The following is an 18,670-nucleotide window of genomic DNA, read 5'->3' as shown; positions in this document are numbered from 1 at the left end:
ATTTATTTTTTTCTGTGAAAAGGACATTTCCATTCCTCTTCAACTTTACGGCCGCTATATTGTCTGGCCTCGCTATTCTCTCCAAAGTCTTCCAACATAGGATTTATATTTCCCTGCAATTCTATATCGCGTTCTCTAATCTTATCACGAACGGTATTAAATGCCCCCATTTCTCTTAACTTTTCAAATTGCCAGTGTAAATTAAAAGCAATTGCGGGATAAGGACTCTGCCTTGCTTTGCGACTGCTGTTTGGATGCATGCCTACCATATAAAAAGCTTTTCCGGCAATGCTAAAACTAAAATTTTTGTCTTCAGGATTATCGCTTACTTCAGGATCCCAGTCTTCATTATCTATATCGTGTAAGAACTCCAGTTGTTTCCAAAGTGCAGTTTCAAATTGCGTTTCAGAAAATGAATCCTGGTCTTTAAAAACCGCCATAAATGTATAGAATTCATTAGACTCAAAATCGTAGTTTTCTATATAGTTCTGTAAATCTTTATATATTTCTTTGGCTGTTCTTCGGCTTGGAAATTCATCGTAGGTATGTAGGTCTAAATGATTTTGGTCCACCACGGTTTGTGCCATCATACAAGGATGGTCTTTAGTTAGCACAAAATCTTTAAATGCTAACTCTGCAGCTTCATCTGCATTAACTTTCCACTTTTTCACTTTAGGTTTAACTCCGAAAGAAATCATAATATCGAATGGTTTTTTATAAAACTACCATCTCTAAGGTGGCGTTCCATAAGGTTTAAGAATAAATTAATTCAAAATTTAATAAGATTAACAGGCAGCCTCATAATCTATTTTTTTAAGGCAGATTTACCTCATTACATCTTTTGTGAGCCAATCTTCCAGCTCCTGATTCTCTTGTGAGGTATGTAAGACTGAAATATCTCCTGTGGTTTCAAATACTACTGCGCGTACCTGGGAAAGGTCTAAAACATTAGCTTCCCTTAATTTAGAGCGCAAATCACCTTCGGTAACCCTCGCTTTTTTTAAATTTTCATATAATATAGTTTGCTTATCCATAAGAAGCAAAGGGGAATTGTCTATTGCTTTTCGAGCCCAGGACCAACGTCTTAGAAACGCAGCCGAGATTTGTAAAATATATACAGCTCCAAGTCCCACAATTCCTTGTGTTAGGCTTACAGATTTGGATAAAATGGTTGAAGCTATAATAGAACCTACTGCAACCGTCATCGCAAAGTCAAAACTGGACATTTTAGAAAAACTACGTTTTCCTGCGATTCTTGTAAAGAGTATAATTGCCAGGTAGATTCCTAAGGCTGTTAATAAAATTGCTATTATAGACGTCCAGGACGCTTCAAACCATTCTTTCATAGTAAAGTTTTAACTGGTCCGGCAACCTTAAGAGTTGAAATTATAATTGGTTTCCGGGACATTATAGCTTAAAATTAAGAAGGATCTTGTACAATAAAATGTTAAGAATTTATAAGAGTTTCTAAACATCCATCAAAAAACCAGATAACATTAAAAAAACATGCTTTTGAGTTAATTGAATACCTTTGCAAAATGAATTTATTGAAAATTGGTCACCGGGGAGCCAAAGGACATTTGGCCGAAAATACTTTGGAAAGTATCCAGAAGGCCCTGCATTTTAAGGTTGATGCTATAGAAATTGATGTGCATCGATGTAAAACCGGTGAGTTGGTGGTAATTCACGATTTCACTTTAGACCGCACTACCAACGGAAGTGGTGAGGTTGCTAAAAAATCTCTAACCGAAATAAAATCCTTAAATGTAGAAGGTCAATATAAAGTACCTTTACTTACCGAAGTTTTGGATCTTATTCAGGGGAAATGTATTATAAATATTGAATTAAAAGGTTTAAATACCGCTACGTCTACTGCCGAAATCATTAAAAAATATATAGCAGAAAAAAACTGGAACTATAAAGATTTTATCGTTTCCAGTTTTCAGAAAAATGAGCTGTTTCAGATGCGAAAATTGGATGGAAAGGTAGCCCTGGGAATTTTGAGTAAAGCCAGTGTAACGGAGGCTATAGAGCTGGGAAAACTCCTCAATGCATCAGCAATTCATCCGTCTTTAGGAATAATTACCCGGGATAATGTAAAGGCATCTCACAAGGCCGGTTTTAATGTAAACGTCTGGACGGTCAACGAACCGGAAGACATTGCGCGGATGCGGGCATTTGGTGTTGACGGGATCATTTCCGATTTTCCCGACAGACTTTTATAAGCAAACGAAATTGGAAAAATTGACCCAGTAACCTTAAACTTTAAATCTGAAACCAGGAAAATGCAGCATTTCGATATTATAATTATAGGCGGGGGAGCAGCAGGCTTTTTTACCGCCATAAATGCAGCTGAATTTAATCCCAATCTAAAAATTGCAATTTTTGAACGCGGGAAAGAAGTGCTAACCAAAGTGAAAATTTCGGGCGGTGGAAGGTGTAATGTATCCCACGCAGAATTTATTCCGAAAGAACTTAGCCTCAATTATCCTCGTGGAGAAAAAGAATTGCTTGGGCCTTTTCATGGGTTTATGACCGGAGATACCATGGAATGGTTTGAGAAAAAAGGGATTGAGTTAAAGATTGAAGATGATGGCCGAATTTTTCCTGTTTCAGATGATTCGCAAAGTATTATTAATTGCTTTTTACAGGAAACCGAAAGATTAAAGATTCAGGTTTTTAAGAGCCACGCAGTTCAAAATTTTCAAAAGGAAGAAAAGTGCTGGATGGTTAAATCCAGTAAAGGGGATTTTTCTGCAGATAAAATTATGCTTGCCACCGGGAGCAATCCTAAAATGTGGAATATGCTGAAGAAACTGGGTCACGAAATTATAGAGCCGGTTCCTTCTCTTTTTACTTTCAATATTCAAGATGCCCGAATTAAAGATCTACCCGGAATCGCTACCGAAGCCGAGGTTAAAATAAATTCTAAGAATGTCACTTTAGAAAGTAAAGGACCTTTGCTAATTACTCATTGGGGAATGAGCGGCCCGGGAATTTTAAAGCTATCAGCCTGGGGAGCAAGAGATCTGGAGAAACTAAATTATCAATTTGAAATACTGGTAAACTGGTTGCCAGGGTTTACTTCAGAAGATATTTTGTCTAGTTTAAAAGATCTAAAAACAAAACTAGCTAAACAGCAGGTGGTAAAAAATGCGCAATTCGATTTGCCTAAACGCTTATGGAAAAACCTGGTGATAGGATCCGGAATTGCAGAAGGCACTACCTGGGCCGATTTAAATAAAAATCAGCTTCAAAATTTAAGCGATCAACTTACCGCAGCGATTTTCAAAGTAAACGGGAAAAGTACCTTCAAAGAAGAATTTGTTACTGCCGGGGGAGTGAATTTAAAAGAAATTAATTTTAAAACTTTTGAAAGTAAACTTCATAAAAACCTGTTTCTGGCGGGAGAAGTTTTAAATATAGACGCCATAACCGGCGGATTTAACTTTCAAAATGCCTGGACGGGTGGATTTCTTGCTGCAAAAGCAATGAGCGAAGATTAATTAAGTCGCCAGATCTCAAAATTTAAGATCATAGCAAACAATACCCAAACTGCATAGGGTATCATTAAGTAAGCCGCGGTTTTGCTTACCACTTTAAACCATTTTATTGTGATTAGTATTAGAATAAATAGCAAAGTAATACTTAATAAAGCTAAAAATGGTTTTTGTATCCCGAAGAAAAGTAAAGACCAGGAACCGTTTATTAATAGTTGAAATCCAAAATGATATAATGCGGTTTTCACCCATTTGTGATAAAAACCTTTGCTCCATACAATCCCTGCGGCAATACCCATTAATACGTACATAATTAACCAAATAGGGCCAAAAAATGCGTCAGGCGGATTAAACCAGGGTTTGTTCAGGGCGGGATACCATTCGGCGGTGCCAACTTGAGTGGCAATTGCGCCCATAAACCCGAAAAGCAAACAAATGCCAATGGCCACAGAACTTCGTAAAAAGAGTTTTTTGGTCATTTTTTGGTTGGTTTCGGGTAACTTCCCGGTTAAAACGAAGAAGTTTGTCCCTACTAAAATAAAAATTTATTTTGATAGGTAAAGAAAATTCCCAAAACATAAAACATATCTTTGCGCCCTGAGTAGGATTTAAATTTTCAATCTAATGCCTTAAGCTTCTGCGGCAGGTGTTTTTACTAAAATTTTGCTATGCGCGAACAGGATTTTATTCCAAAGCAATTTTCAAGCAACGTAGAAAAAGGAGAAGTTACCTGGAAGTCTCCCAGCAATATCGCCCTGGTAAAATATTGGGGGAAAAAAGCGAATCAGATTCCGGCTAATCCTTCGGTGAGTTTTACCTTGAAGAATTGTAAAACCACTACAAAAATGGAGTTTCAGAAGAAGCCAGAACCATCTGCGACTTTTGACTTTGAACTTTATTTTGAAGGAAAAAAGAAGGAAGATTTTAAACCGAAAATTCAGCAGTTTTTTCAGCGTATTGAGCAATATGCACCGTTTTTAAAAGATTATAAGCTTAATATTTATACTGAAAATTCTTTTCCTCATAGTAGCGGAATAGCATCGTCTGCAAGCGGCATGAGTGCCCTTGCGCTTTGCGTAATGAGCCTGGAAAAAGAATTGAATACTGATGTTACTAATGAAGAGTTTTTCTACAAAAAAGCTTCTTTTTTAGCCAGGCTAGGTTCAGGAAGTGCCTGCCGTAGTTTGGAAGGTGAATTGATTGAATGGGGCAAGCACCAGAATATTCCGGAAAGCAGCGATTTATTCGGAATAAAATATCCGTTTGAAATTGATGAGGTTTTTAAAAGTTTCCAGGATACAATTTTGTTGGTAGACAAAGGGCAAAAGCAGGTAAGCAGTAGTGTGGGGCATAATTTAATGCACGGCCATCCATTTGGTGAAGAGCGTTTTGCCCAGGCACATTCCAATTTAGATAAATTAAAGCAGGTTTTTGCTTCCGGAAATTTAGAAGAATTTATTTCTATCGTAGAAAGTGAGGCGCTCACTTTGCATGCGATGATGATGAGCAGCAATCCTTATTTTATTCTAATGAAGCCTAATACGCTTGAAATTATCAATAAAATATGGGAGTTTAGGGAAGATACTAAAATACCAATTTGTTTCACTCTGGATGCCGGCGCCAATGTACACCTGCTTTATCCAGAGATACATAAAGAAAAAGTTTTAGAATTCATTAAGAATGAGCTTGTTGCCTATTGTGAAAAAGGGCAGTATATTTGTGACCAGGTTGGAAAGGGAGCAGAAAAGCTAAATTAAACTAATGCCCACAATATTTAACGAAAAGAGGATTTCGGTTCTTTTTTTATTCAAATGAGCATCTTCCAAAACATATTCATGTTACTGGAAAAGGAGGCGAAGTTAAAATTGAATTAGATTCCTTAACTTTGGTATATAATTTTGGAGTGAAAAAGAATGATTTAAAGGCAATTATGGAAATTGCTGAAAAGAACAGATTCTTTTTTATTAAAAAGTGGGACGAGTTTTATAAACTATGAATTTAACGGAAGCGCATATTAAAATTAACGAAGTGAAGTTTAGGGAAGGGAAAGTTTTTTTTCTACTCGAAGACGGTCGTGAGATTGGCGCTCCTTTAAAATGGTATCCTAAATTAAACCAGGCTTCTGAAGATGAACTCCTGGATTTTGAAATTTCGCCGGGTGGTTATGGCGTGCATTGGAATAAAGTAGATGAAGATCTTTCTGCTTACGGAATGCTAAATTATAGCCAAGAGAAAAATATCAAAACAGTATGAAAGGACCTTTATTTTATTCAAAAATCTTACTCTTTGGAGAGTACGGAATCATTAAAGATTCCAAAGGTTTATCCATTCCTTATAATTTTTATAATGGAGCTTTAAAAGTAGATGAAGATCCTTCTGAAGCTGCTATAGCCTCTAATAGAAGTTTAAACCGTTTTGCCGATTATTTAAACGAGCTTCAGGAAAATAATCCGGAGCTGGTGCAGTTTGATCTGGCAAAGCTTAAAGCTGATATTGAAAAAGGCATGTATTTCGATTCTACTATTCCGCAGGGATATGGTGTAGGAAGTAGTGGTGCTTTGGTTGCGGCTATTTATGATAAATATGCAACCGGAAAGATCACGGTTTTAGAAAATCTTACCCGTGATAAACTATTAAAACTGAAAAAGATTTTCGGAGAAATGGAATCTTTTTTCCACGGAAAATCTTCAGGCTTAGATCCTTTAAATAGTTATTTAAGCATCCCGATTTTAATTAATTCTAAAGATAATATTGAGCCCGCAGGAATACCTTCGCAAACCGAAAATGGTTTAGGTGCCGTATTTTTATTAGACAGTGGCAGTACCGGTGAAACAGGCCCAATGGTGAATATTTTTATGGAAAATATGAAGCAGGAAGGCTTTAGACAAATGCTTAAAGAGCAGTTTGTAAAACATACCGATGCCTGCGTAGACGATTTTCTTAAAGGAGATGTGAAGTCGTTGTTTTCTAACGTAAAACGTCTTTCTCACGTGGTGTTGGATAACTTTAAGCCAATGATCCCCGCTCAATTTCATAAACTTTGGAAACACGGTATAGATACTAACGATTATTACCTCAAACTTTGCGGTTCTGGTGGTGGTGGTTATATCTTAGGTTTTACCGAAGACATTGATAAAGCCAGAAAATCTCTTCAAGATTACAAATTAGAAGTGGTTTACAACTTCTAAACAACCCTTACATGGCGTCTATTTCTAACAAGCGCTTATTGCTGAAAATGTTTAGTTTATTTTCGGTGGTTCGTGGCTATAATATTTTGGTGCTTATTTTAGCACAATACCTTACATCAGCTTTTATTTTGGCGCCTGAACTTCCGCTAAGAGAAATTTTTTTTGACGATAATCTATTCTTTCTAATTCTTTCTTCTGCTACGGTTATCGCTTCTGGGTATATTATCAATAATTTCTATGATAGCGAGAAAGATTTAATCAACAGGCCAAAGAAAACAATGTTAGACCGGTTTGTGAGTCAGCGAACCAAACTTTCGGTTTATTTTATTCTCAATTTACTGGCTATATTCTTTGCCAGCTATGTTTCGTTTAAAGCTGTAGTTTTCTTTTCTATCTATATTTTTGCGATTTGGTTGTATTCCCATCGTTTAAAACGGATTTTATTTTTGGGTAATTTAGTGGCTTCCATCCTTACCCTTACCCCATTTTTCGTGATATTTATCTATTATAAAAATTTTGAAACGGTCATCTTTATACACGCCACTTTCCTTTATTTAATGATCGTTATGCGCGAACTTGTAAAAGATCTGGAGAATATGCAGGGAGATTTGATTCAAAATTATCATACTATTCCCATAGTTTATGGCGAGAAGCTCAGTAAGTTTTTCCTTTCAATATTGAGTATTTTAGCCGTAATCCCAACCATGCTTCTAATTACCCGTTTTGATACCGGTTATATGAATTATTACTTTTATGTATCCCTTGTTTTACTGGTGTTTTTTGTACTGTTCCTGTATTTCAGCAAAGTGAAATGGCAGTTTTTACTGCTTCATAATATTTTAAAACTTATTATTGTTGCCGGGGTTTTTAGTATTTTACTTATTGATATTAAAGAGGTACTAAACCGCGTTTTTTAAGATTCAAATTCAAAAATAATTTATGGAAAAAGATCATAGCTATTTTTTAAAAAGAGCTATTCAGTTAGCAGAAGAAGGAATGGATAAAGGTTCCGGTGGCCCATTTGGTGCTGTAATCGTAAAGAATGGAGAAATTATTGCCGAATCCAGTAATAAAGTTACTTCTACCAACGATCCTACCGCACATGCCGAAGTTGCTGCAATTAGACAAGCCTGTGAAAAACTGGGAAATTTCCAGTTAGAAGATTGTATTCTTTATACATCTTGTGAGCCCTGCCCAATGTGTTTGGGTGCTATTTACTGGGCACGGCCTAGCAAAGTGTATTATGCTTTAAGTCGGGAAGATGCTGCTAGAATCGGTTTTGACGACCAGTTTGTTTATGATGAAATTGCACTTGATATGAATGAGCGTAAGATTCCATTTATTAATATGATGCGCGAAAAAGGCCTTCCAATTTTTCAAAAATGGGAAGCAAAAGGCGATAAAATTGATTATTAGATACGCTATTTTTAGTATAAATCAGTATAAAAACTTTCAATTAAATAGAATGCCACTCTAAATCAATAGAGTACCTTTGCAAAAAATTAGCGATATGAGTAGAGACGATAAATCTAAAGGTGGAAAATTTAGTGGAAGACAAGGTGGTGGTAAGACCAAGAAGTCTTTTGCACGCGGTAATGCGCCTATTAAAAAGCAGCAGTCAGCTCCTAAAACCCCTTCTAAGACCGATGGAATTCGTTTAAATAAATATATTGCCAATGCCGGGATTTGTTCCCGTCGTGATGCCGATATCTTTATTTCTGCCGGAAATGTGACCGTTAATGGAAATGTGGTAACCGAAATGGGCTTTAAAGTAGCCCCAACCGATGAAGTTAAATTTGACGGAAGAAGCGTTAATCCAGATAAGCCCGAATATTTTGTATTAAACAAACCAAAAGGGATCTACGTAACCGGAAGTATTGAAAAAGGAGGTAAAACAGTTATGGATATTATGGCGAAAGCCACTAAAGCTAAACTGGATCCTGTGGGTAAACTAGATACCCAGGCAATGGGACTTTTACTTTTTACCAACGACGGTACTTTGGCTAAAAAACTTGGTAAACCCAAGAATGGAATTAGACAAATTTACCAGGTAAACTTAACAAAACCGCTTTCAGTAGAACATTTAGAGAAAATTAGAAATGGAATTTTTCTTGAAGATGGGAAAGTTAATATACAAGACGTTAGCTTTATTGCCGATAGACCCAAAAACGAAATTGGAATAGAAACTAAAAGTACCAAAAACCACGTAATTCAAAGAATGTTTAAAAGTATGGGCTTTGAAGTTGAAAAACTGGATCGTGTAGTTTTTGGCGGCCTTACAAAAAAGGATCTGCCAAGAGGTCGTTTTAGAAGGCTTACAGATCAGGAAGTTATAAATTTAGGAATGCTTTAAAAAAAGTGATTCCGTATTAAGTTTTTTAATATTTTTGAACCGGATTAGGATATTCCTTCTCCGGTTTTTTATTTTAAATTTATAATGCACCTATTTAATTGACAGGAATTTATTACCTAAACGCTGGGCGAACCTTTTCGTCTGCTAAAATTCTTTGTTTTAAGCCTTATCAGAGCTTGACTTTAAGCTCCTATCATTTTTTTCTTAACATTAATTTACCAGTCATTCTTTTTGACCCGAAAAATTAATGCCTAATTTTTATCTTTATAACACATAAACTAAACAATTGAATACTAAATACAGCGATTTAATAGACCAGACCTATTACTTTCCGCAGGAAGAATTTACCCTGGAAGGAACCGAGTTAAAGTTTCACGACATAGATCTAATGGAGTTGATCAAAGAATATGGAGCTCCATTAAAATTCACCTATTTGCCTAAGATCTCCCAGAACATTCACAGAGCCAAAAAATGGTTTGCCGATGCTATGGAAAAACACGATTATAAGGCTAATTATAATTATTGTTATTGTACAAAAAGCTCTCACTTTCAACACGTTTTAAATGAAGCTTTAAAGAACGATATCCATATTGAAACTTCTTCGGCATTTGATATTAATATTGTGGAAGAATTAAAAGCATCTGGGAAAATTACCGATGATACTTATGTGCTTTGTAATGGCTTTAAACGCGACCAGTATATAGAAAACATTGCGCGCTTGCTTAATAATGGTCATAAAAACTGTATGCCTATTATAGATAATTATGAAGAGATAGATCTACTTTCAGAAAAAATAGAAGGGAAATTTCCCATTGGAATAAGGATCGCTTCAGAGGAAGAGCCAAAATTTGAATTCTATACTTCCAGGCTTGGAATTGGTTATAAGAACATTGTTCCGTTTTTCAATAAAAAGATTAAGGAAAATGAGCAGGTAGAACTAAAGATGCTGCATTTCTTTATCAATACCGGGATTAGGGATACAGCTTATTACTGGAACGAATTACAAAAATGTTTACGGGTTTATGTAAGCTTAAAGAAAGTGTGCCCAGAGCTGGATAGCTTAAATATTGGCGGAGGATTTCCGGTAAAAAATTCACTTCATTTTGAGTACGATTATGCTTATATGGTAGATGAGATCATCAACCAGATAAAATTATATTGTGAAGAAGCCGAAGTTGATGTACCCAATATTTTTACTGAATTTGGAAGTTTTACCGTGGGAGAAAGCGGCGGCGCCATCTACGAGATTTTATATCAAAAACAGCAAAACGACCGTGAAAAGTGGAATATGATCAATTCTTCATTTATCACCACCTTGCCAGATACCTGGGCAATAAGTAAGAAATTCGTGATGTTGGCCATAAACCGTTGGAACGATGAGTATGAGCGTGTTTTACTTGGTGGTTTAACCTGTGATAGTGACGATTATTATAATTCAGAACAGAACGTAAACGCTATTTATCTTCCTAAGTTTAAGAAAGAGAAACCATTATATATTGGCTTTTTTAATACTGGAGCTTACCAGGAAACTATTGGTGGATATGGTGGTTTGCACCACTGCTTAATTCCGCAGCCAAAGCATTTGTTAATCGATAAAGATGAAAATGGCAAGATTAGCACTAAGCTCTTCAGCGAGCAGCAAGATGCAAATGATATGCTGAAAATATTAGGCTATAATGGTCACAATTAAAAAATTAATAACTTTATATAACCAACAACCAATTAAGCATTTACAATGAACAAAAAGAATTACGCCGGAATACCAGATAAATATTCGCGCATAGATGATGCGAAAGTGGTATTGATCCCGGTTCCTTACGATGGTACCAGCACCTGGCAAAAAGGATCTGATAAGGGACCTGAAGCTTTTTTAGAAGCTTCAGAAAACATGGAACTCTACGATATAGAAACCCGTAGCGAAGTCTATAAAAAGGGAATTTATCTCGCGCCACCGGTTAGTGAAAATTCTTCTCCTGAGAAAATGGTAGAAGCGGTTTATAAAACCACTAAAAACTATATAACTCAGGAAAAATTTGTGACGCTTTTTGGTGGGGAACATTCAATATCTATTGGTTCTATAAAGGCCTTTAGTGAAAGTTTTCCAGATCTTACCGTAGTACAACTTGATGCGCACGCCGATCTTAGACCAGAGTATGAAGGATCTTCCTGCAACCACGCCTGTGCGGTTCATGAAGCCAGTAAGATGACAAATCTGGTCCAGGTAGGAATTCGGTCTATGGATGTTTCTGAAGTAGAGCATATGGATGAAAACCAGGTTTATTTTGCTCACGATCTTTACGAAGACTGGCAGGATGATGCTATTGGACAAATGACGCCAAATGTATTTATCACTATAGATTTAGATGCTTTTGATCCTTCTATCTTGCCATCTACAGGTACCCCGGAGCCAGGCGGACTTTTCTGGTATGAGACCCTGGAATTTCTTAAAATGATGTTCAAAAAGAAAAACGTAGTAGGTTTTGACATTGTAGAACTTTGCCCAAATAAAAATGAAAGATCATCAGATTTTCTTGCGGCCAAGTTGTATTATAAAATGTTGAGCTACAAATTCAAATATCAAAATTATAACGAAGAAGACGAAGATGAGTAAAGGAGCTATTTCCCAATTTATAGAAAAATATTATTTACATTTTAACTCGGCAGCACTTGTAGATGCGGCCAAAGATTACGAAAAGCAACTTCAGGGCGGTTCTAAGATGTTAGTTTCGCTAGCAGGAGCTATGAGTACAGCAGAACTCGGTAAAATTTTTGCCGAAATGATACGCAAAGATAAAGTGCAAATCATTTCCTGTACCGGTGCCAATTTAGAGGAAGATGTGATGAACCTTGTGGCGCATTCACATTATAAGCGTGTGCCGAATTATCGCGATCTAACCCCACAGGAAGAATGGGATCTATTGGAAAAAGGCCTGAATAGGGTTACCGATACCTGTATTCCGGAAGAAGAAGCTTTTAGAAGAATTCAGAAGCATATTGTAAAGATTTGGAAAGATGCCGAAGCCAATGGTGAGCGTTATTTTCCGCACGAATTTCTTTATAAATTGTTGCTTTCCGGGGTATTGGAAGAGCACTACGAAATTGATTTAAAAGATTCCTGGATGTATGCCGCAGCCGAAAAGAATTTACCAATTGTAGTTCCCGGTTGGGAAGATAGTACCCTAGGGAATATTTTTGCTTCCTACGTGCTTAAAGGGGAGCTTAAGGCTAGCACCATGAAGTCTGGAATTGAATATATGACATTCCTTGCCGACTGGTACACCGATAATTCTAAAGACGGAATTGGATTCTTCCAGATTGGTGGCGGAATTGCCGGCGATTTCCCAATTTGTGTAGTGCCTATGCTGTATCAGGATATGGAGCGAACTGATACTCCTTTCTGGAGTTATTTCTGTCAAATATCAGATTCAACAACCAGTTATGGATCTTATTCGGGAGCGGTTCCTAATGAGAAAATTACCTGGGGAAAATTAGATATAGATACTCCCAAGCATATTATAGAGAGTGATGCTACCATTGTGGCACCTCTCGTTTTTGCTTATTTGTTGGATATGTAATTAACATAGAATTATAAGTGTTTTAAGCTGTTCGCCTACATTATTTTATGTAGTATTGAACAGCTTTTTTTATGGATAAGATCTACTTATCTCAAGGCTATAATCTAATTGAAGTATGAGTAGTAGTTGGTTTGTTTACGCGATAGGCTTTTTGGGTCAACTTTTATTTGCTGGAAGATTAATTATGCAGTGGATAAAATCTGAAAAGGCTGAAAAGGTAGCAACACCAACACTTTTCTGGAAACTCAGTCTTCAGGGAGCCGTTTTGTTGTTTGTGTATGGTTATTTACGTGACGACATGGCAATTATGCTGGGGCAATTTTTGGTCTACGGCGCCTATTTTAGAAATCTGCAACTACAAGGGAAATGGGGTGAATCTGGAATAATATTTAAGATCTATGTAATTGCTTTACCAATCCTTATCGCTTTATATCTCATTTTTTTAGGTCAATTAGATTGGGCCGATCTTTTTAAAGGAGAAAATATTTCTGTCTGGCTTATTATTCTCGGTGTCGGTGGGCAGCTTATTTATACCTCGCGATTTATCTATCAATGGATTTATGCCGAAAGAAATGGGGAATCAGATTTGCCGTGGAAATTCTGGGTAATTAGCCTGGTGGGATCGAGTATTATTTTTACTTATGGAATCTTTAGAGATGATCCTGTTTTAATTGCGGCGCATTTCTTTGGAGGAATTGTTTATATCAGGAATTTATTTATAATACGGAAGTCTAAGGAGTAATTTCGATTTAAAAATTTCTAATAGAAAGATTCCAATTACAAGAATATATTCAACTGCAATTAACCAGTAATTTTCCTGAAATCCATTCTTTGTATAAGCCGAATAACTTAGCATTACCAAAAAAGACCATACCAACGCAAACCTAAATCTAGTAAAAATCGAAAGTAAAAGTGGCGTGGAAATATACCAGGGATGCACCGTGGTAGCTAGAAAAAAATAGGCTGAAACTCCCAGAAGCATAATGCCAATTAGCTTTTGGGTAGAATTATTTTTTCTGAAAAAGGCCAGTCCGGTAAGAATTAAAATTACAACTAAGGGTAAGATCTTCCCGGCGGTGGCAATAATATTGTAGCCTTTCAGTTGAAATCCAATCCATCTAATTGTATAATAAATACTCGCGTTAAACTCGAATTTCTGAAACCATAGCGCGATACTTGCTGAAAAATTGGAGATAAATTCCGAAGAAAGAAAAGGTAGAAAACTAGCTAATACTGTTACTCCAACGATGAAATAATAGCCCAGCAGTTTTTTGAAATTTAGACCCGGAATATCTGAATTTTCGGTCTTTCTGTTTTTTACAAAATAATTCCATAGAAGCGGCAAAACCAGTAGAGGAAGCAATTTAATCGAAACTGAAATTCCAATTAAAATTGCGCTCCAGACCCATTTTTTCTGATGTAATAAATAAATTGACCAGAGTAAGAAAAACAGCATTACACCTTCAAAATGAAGATTTCCGGTGAGCTCTATGATGATAAACGGATTTAAAATAAACCAGAAGATCTGGTGAGTAGGCAGCTTTAATTTTAGCAATAATTTTCTGCCGAAATATAGCGTCCCCAGGTCGGCTAAAATGAGAAAACATCTCATTACAATCACAGAACCCACAATACTCTTTCCTCCTAAAAATGCTGAAATTGCAAATAGCAGTTGATTTATCGGTGGGTAGCTGGTGAAGTTGCCGGCACTCAAACTGCCCATTCCCTGTATTAGTTTTTGCTGTGTGAATTCGAGAGAAGTTGAGATCTCTTTTAAATCATTAGGCACCGATAAATAAGGATTTATTCCTTCCAGAATCAATATTCCATCCCATATAAAACGATAAAAATCTTGCGAAAGATTTGGGGTGGCTGCAATAAAAACGAGTCGGAATAAAACTGCGGTTCCGGCTAACAACCAGAAATTATTCTTTTCTAACTGAATAAGTTTAAAACTGATAAAAAACAAGCCGGTATAAAGACTGATTAATCTTATAAAATCAGCGCGGGTTAGATCGTAAGCGAAAGACCAATAAAAAGCAATTCCGGTTAAGACTAGGAGAATGGAAAACTTATGATTTTTAAGGAAATCTTGCATTTTTATTTTCATAATACGTCAAGCTGAACTTGTTTCAGCTTCTAATATTCTTTTCGAGTTAGATCCTGAAACGAGTTCAGGATGACAGTGACAACAATTTTGAATCTAATCTATTTAGCCTTTCAAATCCTCACCGATCTAAAAACCACAAAACCAAAACCTATAAACAGCATCAGGTGGAAAATGGCCAGGCTAAAGTCGTTCAGCATAAAAGCGCTATAGAGTCCGAAACCAAAATACAGCCATAAGGCAAATTCAACCCCAATGCTTAATGAAAATTTCTGCTGAATATAAATATTCTTTTTCCAGGAATCGTTGAGGGAACTTACATTGAATTTTGGAGTTCTAATAAAAGCCGATTTTTTCCCCAAATGTCCTTCCAAAACTGCCAGGGAATTGTGGACCGAAAATCCCATCGCTACCGAAAAGAAAGTGAAAAACATTGCTATAAACTTTAAAAAGCTTTTAAAACTCTTCCCGTGAATCTTCGTATAAGCCGCATAATAACATAGAAAGAAAATAAGCGTACTTACTAAAAAGAAAGCCACCAAATTAAAATACCAGCCAAACTGCGGATTATTGTTTTTAATAAATAATACCGGAATGCTTAGAACCGCCAACACCAGAATGATTAAAAACATACTGGAATTTAGAAGATGAAAAAATGCATGAAACTTAGTGCCAAAAGGAACCGATTTGTCTTTTAGTAAGTTCTTGAAATTCTTTTTAAAATTCTCTGCAGCGCCTTTATTCCACCGAAATTGTTGCGAACGCGCCGCGCTTATTGCTACCGGTAATTCGGCGGGAGTTTCTACATCTTCCAGGTATTTAAATTTCCAGTTCTTTAGTTGTGCACGGTAGCTTAGGTCAAGGTCTTCGGTTAAAGTGTCTCCGCTCCAATTTCCTGCGTCCAAAATACATTCTTTCCTCCATATTCCTGCCGTTCCGTTAAAGTTGATAAAATGCCTGCCAAAATTACGGCCGGTTTGTTCCAGGATAAAATGAAAATCTAAAGCGAAAGCCTGGATTTTAGTAAGCAAGGAATAGTCCCGATTAATATGGCCCCATCGAGTTTGCACCACACCAATTTCAGGATCTTTGAAATAAGGCACCGTTTGTAACAACCAGTCTTTTTTAGGTAGAAAATCGGAATCGAAAATGGCGATAAACTCCCCTTTGGCGATTTTTAAACCTTCTTTTAAAGCACCTGCTTTAAAACCGCTCCTATCCTTTCTCGTAATATGTTTAATGTCTAGACCGGTTTGCTTGAGTTGTTTTACCAACATTTCAATTTTTTTAACCGATTCATCGGTAGAATCATCTAAAACCTGGATTTCTAATTTTTCAGGAGGATAATCAATTTTCGCAATATTTTTCAGCAGGCGTTCTACTACATAAAGCTCGTTGTAGAGCGGGAGCTGAATGGTGACGAAAGGAATTTCTGCAGGATCTTGCAGGTTGAATTTTTCCGAAGCATCTACCTGTTTTTTGGCTTTTAGGTAATTCAACAATAATTGCAGCTGCGAAATACTGTAAAAGAAGATAAGCAGCAGGGCAAACGTGTATATAAGGATAATGGCTAAATCCATTACTTAAAACTGTATTTAAAGATCCAACCCAGGATTTTTACTCCTGCAAAGATAGCACCTTTAACGGTGCCTGAAACTTTTGAAGTGCCAATCCTGTTTTTGTAATGTACGGGAACTTCGGTGTAGGAAAAATCTTTTTTTAGGGCTTTTAATTGCATTTCTACCGTCCAGCCGTAGGTTTTGTCCTGCATTTCAAGTTCCAGCAACTTATTGTATTTAATAGCCCTAAACGGACCGAGATCGGTAAAGCGGGCGTTAAAGAATAATTTCATAAGAGAAGTTGCCAGCCAATTCCCAAATATCTGCGGAAAAGTCATTGAGCCTTTTTTACGCCATTTTTTTACCCGGGTACCAATCACCAGGTCTTTGTTTTCTTCAATAATTGGCGCAATAATTTTGGGTAATTCAGAAGGAAAATCGCTGTAATCGCCATCGAGAAAGACAATAATGTCGGGTGTTGTTGATTGTTTTGAGATATAGTCTATACCCTTTAAACAGGCATAACCATAACCTTTTTGATTTTCCTGAAGCACGGTTGCACCGGCATTTAGAGCGTTTTCTTCAGTATCATCGGTAGAATTGTTGCTTACCACTATTATTTCCTGAACAACCTTAGGAATTTCAGCAATCACTTTGGCAATGGATTCTTCTTCGTTATAAGCCGGAATAATAACTTTTACCTTAATTCCGTCAAGCTTAGAATCATTTAGGGAGTAAATTTCTGACTCATCTTTCGTAGTTTTTCGCTGAGTTTCGTGATTTTTTTGCGGCATTACTTCGATTTCTGGTTTACCAAATCCATTAGATCTACATCATTTCCCAATAGCACTTCTTCAGAATTTATGCGTCCGTCCATATCATCATTTTCAAGTTTTAAAACGCCACGTGGGCAAACTGCAGAACAGATTCCGCAGCCAACGCAACTGGAACGCACTATATTTTCGCCTTTTTGAGCATAAGCGCGTACATCAATTCCCATTTCGCAATAGGTAGAGCAATTTCCGCAGGAAATACACTGGCCGCCATTGGTAGTAATTCTAAACCTGGAAAAAAGACGTTGTTGCATTCCTAAGATCGCTGCCATTGGGCAACCGTACCGACACCAAACGCGACTTCCAAAAATTGGATAAAAACCTACACCAATAACACCTGAGAATGCGGCGCCAATTAAGAAGCCATACCATTCTCTAAGTTGATAGCCGCCGAAGAAAAAGATATTCCCATTTCCGCTGAAATAATTGAGACTTATTATTGACAAAATCACCACTAAATAACCAATAGCACCATATTTAGCATCTTTCGCCAATTCTTTGCGTTTAAAGATCATAATTACGGCAAAAAGCAAAGTAAGGAAACCGGCAGTGCTCCAAAGGAAAACGTCTTTGGTAAGCCAGAAATCATTGGCACTGTCGCCTAAAAATGAATATAAAACCGCGATAGTCATTACGGTAACAAAAACAAGAACACTGTGAATCACCCAGCGTTCAATTTTCCACGCATATTGCGATTTATTCGAAAGCTGACGGTAGGGATCACCGGCGGTCTCCGCGAGCCCACCACAGCCACAAACCCAGCTGCAATACCAACGTTTGCCGTATTTATAAGTTAATATGGGGGTGATTACAAAAATGGAAATCAAACCGAAAGCCAACATGATTACTCCGACATTGCCTGCCGAAAGGAATTCGTTGATTTTATAATCGGTAAACAGATCGTAGTTAAGTGGCCAGATATTAGCGGGATTGTAATAAGGTTGGTTAAGCCGAATTAAAATTTCCGGGATTAGAAATGCGAAACCCAATTGAAAGAACATAACCGAAAATGTACGAATTATCTCGTAACGATTATTCCGATATTTCAGGATAAATTTATAGCCAAAAATAAGAATGGCCAAAGTGTAAAGCGTTCCGTAAACAAACCACTGGCTGGCTGGATTTCCGCTAATAAGGTGGCTTAAAGGATCGAATAAAGAGACGATTCCTGTATTGGCGCCATCGGCATTCAAGCCTAAATATTGCGGATACCAATATAAGACTATATAAAAAAGCGTTAGGGTAATTCCCAGAATCCAGGCCCAAAATCCGCGGCCGGTAAGCGATTTAAACCAAACCCCATCATTTTTTACACCCGCATGTTTGCCTGAATATAAATCGTTGGCAAAGATTACTGTTCCCATTGTAATAAGTCCTAGAGACAAACTCAAGAATAAAATTTTGTTAGGGAAATTTACGTTTGCCACCGCAAGCACTAGAATAAACAGCCCAACCAACCCGATGCCACTGGCGAGTTTTTGCTTGGTAGAAAGTTTTGCCGGTGCCTCAGCAGTGAGGGACATATTGTGTTCTAGTTTGCTCATATATGGTGTGT

19 protein-coding genes and 1 pseudogene are annotated in these 18,670 nt (G+C 36.9%); 13 read left to right on the top strand and 7 right to left on the bottom strand.

Translation table 11 applies throughout. The features are described 5' to 3' along the window. Positions 1–2: 2 nt before the first annotated feature. Together gntA and B5440_RS02050 are read right to left on the bottom strand one after the other, a co-directional pair. Positions 3–698, bottom strand: coding sequence for a guanitoxin biosynthesis heme-dependent pre-guanitoxin N-hydroxylase GntA (gene gntA / locus B5440_RS02055; protein ID WP_070053825.1), 696 nt, complete (start codon positions 696–698; stop codon positions 3–5). Between the two features lie 126 nt (positions 699–824). Continuing rightward, on the bottom strand, positions 825–1,346 hold the full coding sequence (locus B5440_RS02050) for a DUF421 domain-containing protein (protein ID WP_070053824.1): 522 nt from the start codon (positions 1,344–1,346) through the stop codon (positions 825–827). 192 nt (positions 1,347–1,538) lie between these two features. Between B5440_RS02050 and B5440_RS02045 the strand changes: the two genes are divergently transcribed. Further along, a complete protein-coding gene (locus tag B5440_RS02045; RefSeq protein WP_070053823.1) occupies positions 1,539–2,225 on the top strand; it encodes a glycerophosphodiester phosphodiesterase in 687 nt (228 codons plus the stop codon). Between the two features lie 60 nt (positions 2,226–2,285). Then, complete coding sequence (locus B5440_RS02040; protein ID WP_070053822.1) at positions 2,286–3,506, top strand: BaiN/RdsA family NAD(P)/FAD-dependent oxidoreductase; 1,221 nt, start codon at positions 2,286–2,288, stop codon at positions 3,504–3,506. On the opposite strand, the gene B5440_RS02035 is transcribed toward B5440_RS02040, so the two are convergent. After that, a complete protein-coding gene (locus B5440_RS02035) occupies positions 3,503–3,979 on the bottom strand; it encodes a TspO/MBR family protein (RefSeq protein ID WP_070053821.1) in 477 nt (158 codons plus the stop codon). The two genes, B5440_RS02040 and B5440_RS02035, sit on opposite strands and share 4 nt — an antisense overlap. A 189-nt stretch (positions 3,980–4,168) precedes the next feature. On the opposite strand from B5440_RS02035, the gene mvaD reads away from it, so the two are divergent. From mvaD to B5440_RS01980, 11 genes and pseudogenes are all read left to right on the top strand, one after another. Beyond that, positions 4,169–5,257 (top strand): diphosphomevalonate decarboxylase, encoded by a 1,089-nt coding sequence (gene mvaD, locus B5440_RS02030; protein WP_070053820.1) that lies wholly within the window; start codon positions 4,169–4,171, stop codon positions 5,255–5,257. 41 nt (positions 5,258–5,298) lie between these two features. Next, a pseudogene (locus B5440_RS15875) lies at positions 5,299–5,496 on the top strand (DUF4160 domain-containing protein); the annotation flags it as partial. Further along, positions 5,493–5,753 (top strand): DUF2442 domain-containing protein, encoded by a 261-nt coding sequence (locus B5440_RS02020; RefSeq protein WP_070053819.1) that lies wholly within the window; start codon positions 5,493–5,495, stop codon positions 5,751–5,753. The pseudogene B5440_RS15875 and the gene B5440_RS02020, both read left to right, overlap by 4 nt. Continuing rightward, on the top strand, positions 5,750–6,688 hold the full coding sequence (locus B5440_RS02015) for a mevalonate kinase family protein (protein WP_070053818.1): 939 nt from the start codon (positions 5,750–5,752) through the stop codon (positions 6,686–6,688). The genes B5440_RS02020 and B5440_RS02015 overlap by 4 nt, the downstream gene beginning before the upstream one ends. A gap of 11 nt (positions 6,689–6,699) precedes the next feature. Beyond that, positions 6,700–7,605, top strand: a complete 906-nt coding sequence (locus tag B5440_RS02010) for a geranylgeranylglycerol-phosphate geranylgeranyltransferase (RefSeq protein WP_057482927.1) — start codon at positions 6,700–6,702, stop codon at positions 7,603–7,605. Positions 7,606–7,627: 22 nt separating this feature from the next. Beyond that, a complete protein-coding gene (locus B5440_RS02005) occupies positions 7,628–8,104 on the top strand; it encodes a nucleoside deaminase (protein WP_070053817.1) in 477 nt (158 codons plus the stop codon). Between the two features lie 94 nt (positions 8,105–8,198). Next, positions 8,199–9,041 (top strand): pseudouridine synthase, encoded by an 843-nt coding sequence (locus B5440_RS02000; RefSeq protein ID WP_070053816.1) that lies wholly within the window; start codon positions 8,199–8,201, stop codon positions 9,039–9,041. 286 nt (positions 9,042–9,327) lie between these two features. Continuing rightward, positions 9,328–10,731, top strand: a complete 1,404-nt coding sequence (locus B5440_RS01995; RefSeq protein WP_070053815.1) for an arginine decarboxylase — start codon at positions 9,328–9,330, stop codon at positions 10,729–10,731. Between the two features lie 45 nt (positions 10,732–10,776). Further along, positions 10,777–11,652: an agmatinase gene (gene speB / locus B5440_RS01990; protein ID WP_070053814.1), complete on the top strand. Its 876-nt coding sequence runs from the start codon at positions 10,777–10,779 to the stop codon at positions 11,650–11,652. After that, positions 11,645–12,616 carry a deoxyhypusine synthase family protein gene (locus B5440_RS01985; protein ID WP_057482932.1) on the top strand — a complete coding sequence of 324 codons (972 nt, stop codon included), beginning with the start codon at positions 11,645–11,647 and terminating at the stop codon, positions 12,614–12,616. The genes speB and B5440_RS01985 overlap by 8 nt, the downstream gene beginning before the upstream one ends. A gap of 115 nt (positions 12,617–12,731) precedes the next feature. Then, positions 12,732–13,358, top strand: a complete 627-nt coding sequence (locus tag B5440_RS01980; RefSeq protein ID WP_070053813.1) for a lipid-A-disaccharide synthase N-terminal domain-containing protein — start codon at positions 12,732–12,734, stop codon at positions 13,356–13,358. On the opposite strand, the gene B5440_RS01975 is transcribed toward B5440_RS01980, so the two are convergent. The 4 genes from B5440_RS01975 to B5440_RS01960 form a co-directional block, all read right to left on the bottom strand. Next, the gene (locus tag B5440_RS01975) at positions 13,329–14,714 is read right to left on the bottom strand and encodes an MptA/MptB family glycosyltransferase (RefSeq protein ID WP_070053910.1); all 1,386 of its coding nucleotides are present in this window, start codon (positions 14,712–14,714) and stop codon (positions 13,329–13,331) included. The two genes, B5440_RS01980 and B5440_RS01975, sit on opposite strands and share 30 nt — an antisense overlap. 122 nt (positions 14,715–14,836) lie before the next feature. Further along, a complete protein-coding gene (locus B5440_RS01970; protein ID WP_070053812.1) occupies positions 14,837–16,303 on the bottom strand; it encodes a cellulose synthase family protein in 1,467 nt (488 codons plus the stop codon). After that, positions 16,303–17,076, bottom strand: coding sequence for a glycosyltransferase family 2 protein (locus B5440_RS01965; RefSeq protein WP_079711046.1), 774 nt, complete (start codon positions 17,074–17,076; stop codon positions 16,303–16,305). Before B5440_RS01965 ends, B5440_RS01970 begins: the two co-directional genes overlap by 1 nt. Further along, positions 17,076–18,659: a 4Fe-4S binding protein gene (locus tag B5440_RS01960; RefSeq protein WP_070053811.1), complete on the bottom strand. Its 1,584-nt coding sequence runs from the start codon at positions 18,657–18,659 to the stop codon at positions 17,076–17,078. The genes B5440_RS01965 and B5440_RS01960 overlap by 1 nt, the downstream gene beginning before the upstream one ends. Positions 18,660–18,670 lie beyond the last annotated feature (11 nt).

The sequence above is a fragment of the Salegentibacter salarius genome (assembly GCF_900168265.1).
Lineage (GTDB): Bacteria > Bacteroidota > Bacteroidia > Flavobacteriales > Flavobacteriaceae > Salegentibacter > Salegentibacter salarius.
This window is presented reverse-complemented; position numbering and strand designations above follow the sequence as displayed.

Excerpts from the sequence above, each read along its gene's own strand:
- gntA (WP_070053825.1), bottom strand. The coding sequence starts at position 698 with ATGATTTCTTTCGGAGTTAAACCTAAAGTGAAAAAGTGGAAAGTTAAT.
- B5440_RS02050 (WP_070053824.1), bottom strand. The coding sequence starts at position 1,346 with ATGAAAGAATGGTTTGAAGCGTCCTGGACGTCTATAATAGCAATTTTA.
- B5440_RS02045 (WP_070053823.1), top strand. The coding sequence starts at position 1,539 with ATGAATTTATTGAAAATTGGTCACCGGGGAGCCAAAGGACATTTGGCC.
- B5440_RS02040 (WP_070053822.1), top strand. The coding sequence starts at position 2,286 with ATGCAGCATTTCGATATTATAATTATAGGCGGGGGAGCAGCAGGCTTT.
- B5440_RS02035 (WP_070053821.1), bottom strand. The coding sequence starts at position 3,979 with ATGACCAAAAAACTCTTTTTACGAAGTTCTGTGGCCATTGGCATTTGT.
- mvaD (WP_070053820.1), top strand. The coding sequence starts at position 4,169 with ATGCGCGAACAGGATTTTATTCCAAAGCAATTTTCAAGCAACGTAGAA.
- B5440_RS02020 (WP_070053819.1), top strand. The coding sequence starts at position 5,493 with ATGAATTTAACGGAAGCGCATATTAAAATTAACGAAGTGAAGTTTAGG.
- B5440_RS02015 (WP_070053818.1), top strand. The coding sequence starts at position 5,750 with ATGAAAGGACCTTTATTTTATTCAAAAATCTTACTCTTTGGAGAGTAC.
- B5440_RS02010 (WP_057482927.1), top strand. The coding sequence starts at position 6,700 with ATGGCGTCTATTTCTAACAAGCGCTTATTGCTGAAAATGTTTAGTTTA.
- B5440_RS02005 (WP_070053817.1), top strand. The coding sequence starts at position 7,628 with ATGGAAAAAGATCATAGCTATTTTTTAAAAAGAGCTATTCAGTTAGCA.
- B5440_RS02000 (WP_070053816.1), top strand. The coding sequence starts at position 8,199 with ATGAGTAGAGACGATAAATCTAAAGGTGGAAAATTTAGTGGAAGACAA.
- speB (WP_070053814.1), top strand. The coding sequence starts at position 10,777 with ATGAACAAAAAGAATTACGCCGGAATACCAGATAAATATTCGCGCATA.
- B5440_RS01985 (WP_057482932.1), top strand. The coding sequence starts at position 11,645 with ATGAGTAAAGGAGCTATTTCCCAATTTATAGAAAAATATTATTTACAT.
- B5440_RS01980 (WP_070053813.1), top strand. The coding sequence starts at position 12,732 with ATGAGTAGTAGTTGGTTTGTTTACGCGATAGGCTTTTTGGGTCAACTT.
- B5440_RS01975 (WP_070053910.1), bottom strand. The coding sequence starts at position 14,714 with ATGCAAGATTTCCTTAAAAATCATAAGTTTTCCATTCTCCTAGTCTTA.
- B5440_RS01970 (WP_070053812.1), bottom strand. The coding sequence starts at position 16,303 with ATGGATTTAGCCATTATCCTTATATACACGTTTGCCCTGCTGCTTATC.
- B5440_RS01965 (WP_079711046.1), bottom strand. The coding sequence starts at position 17,076 with ATGCCGCAAAAAAATCACGAAACTCAGCGAAAAACTACGAAAGATGAG.
- B5440_RS01960 (WP_070053811.1), bottom strand. The coding sequence starts at position 18,659 with ATGAGCAAACTAGAACACAATATGTCCCTCACTGCTGAGGCACCGGCA.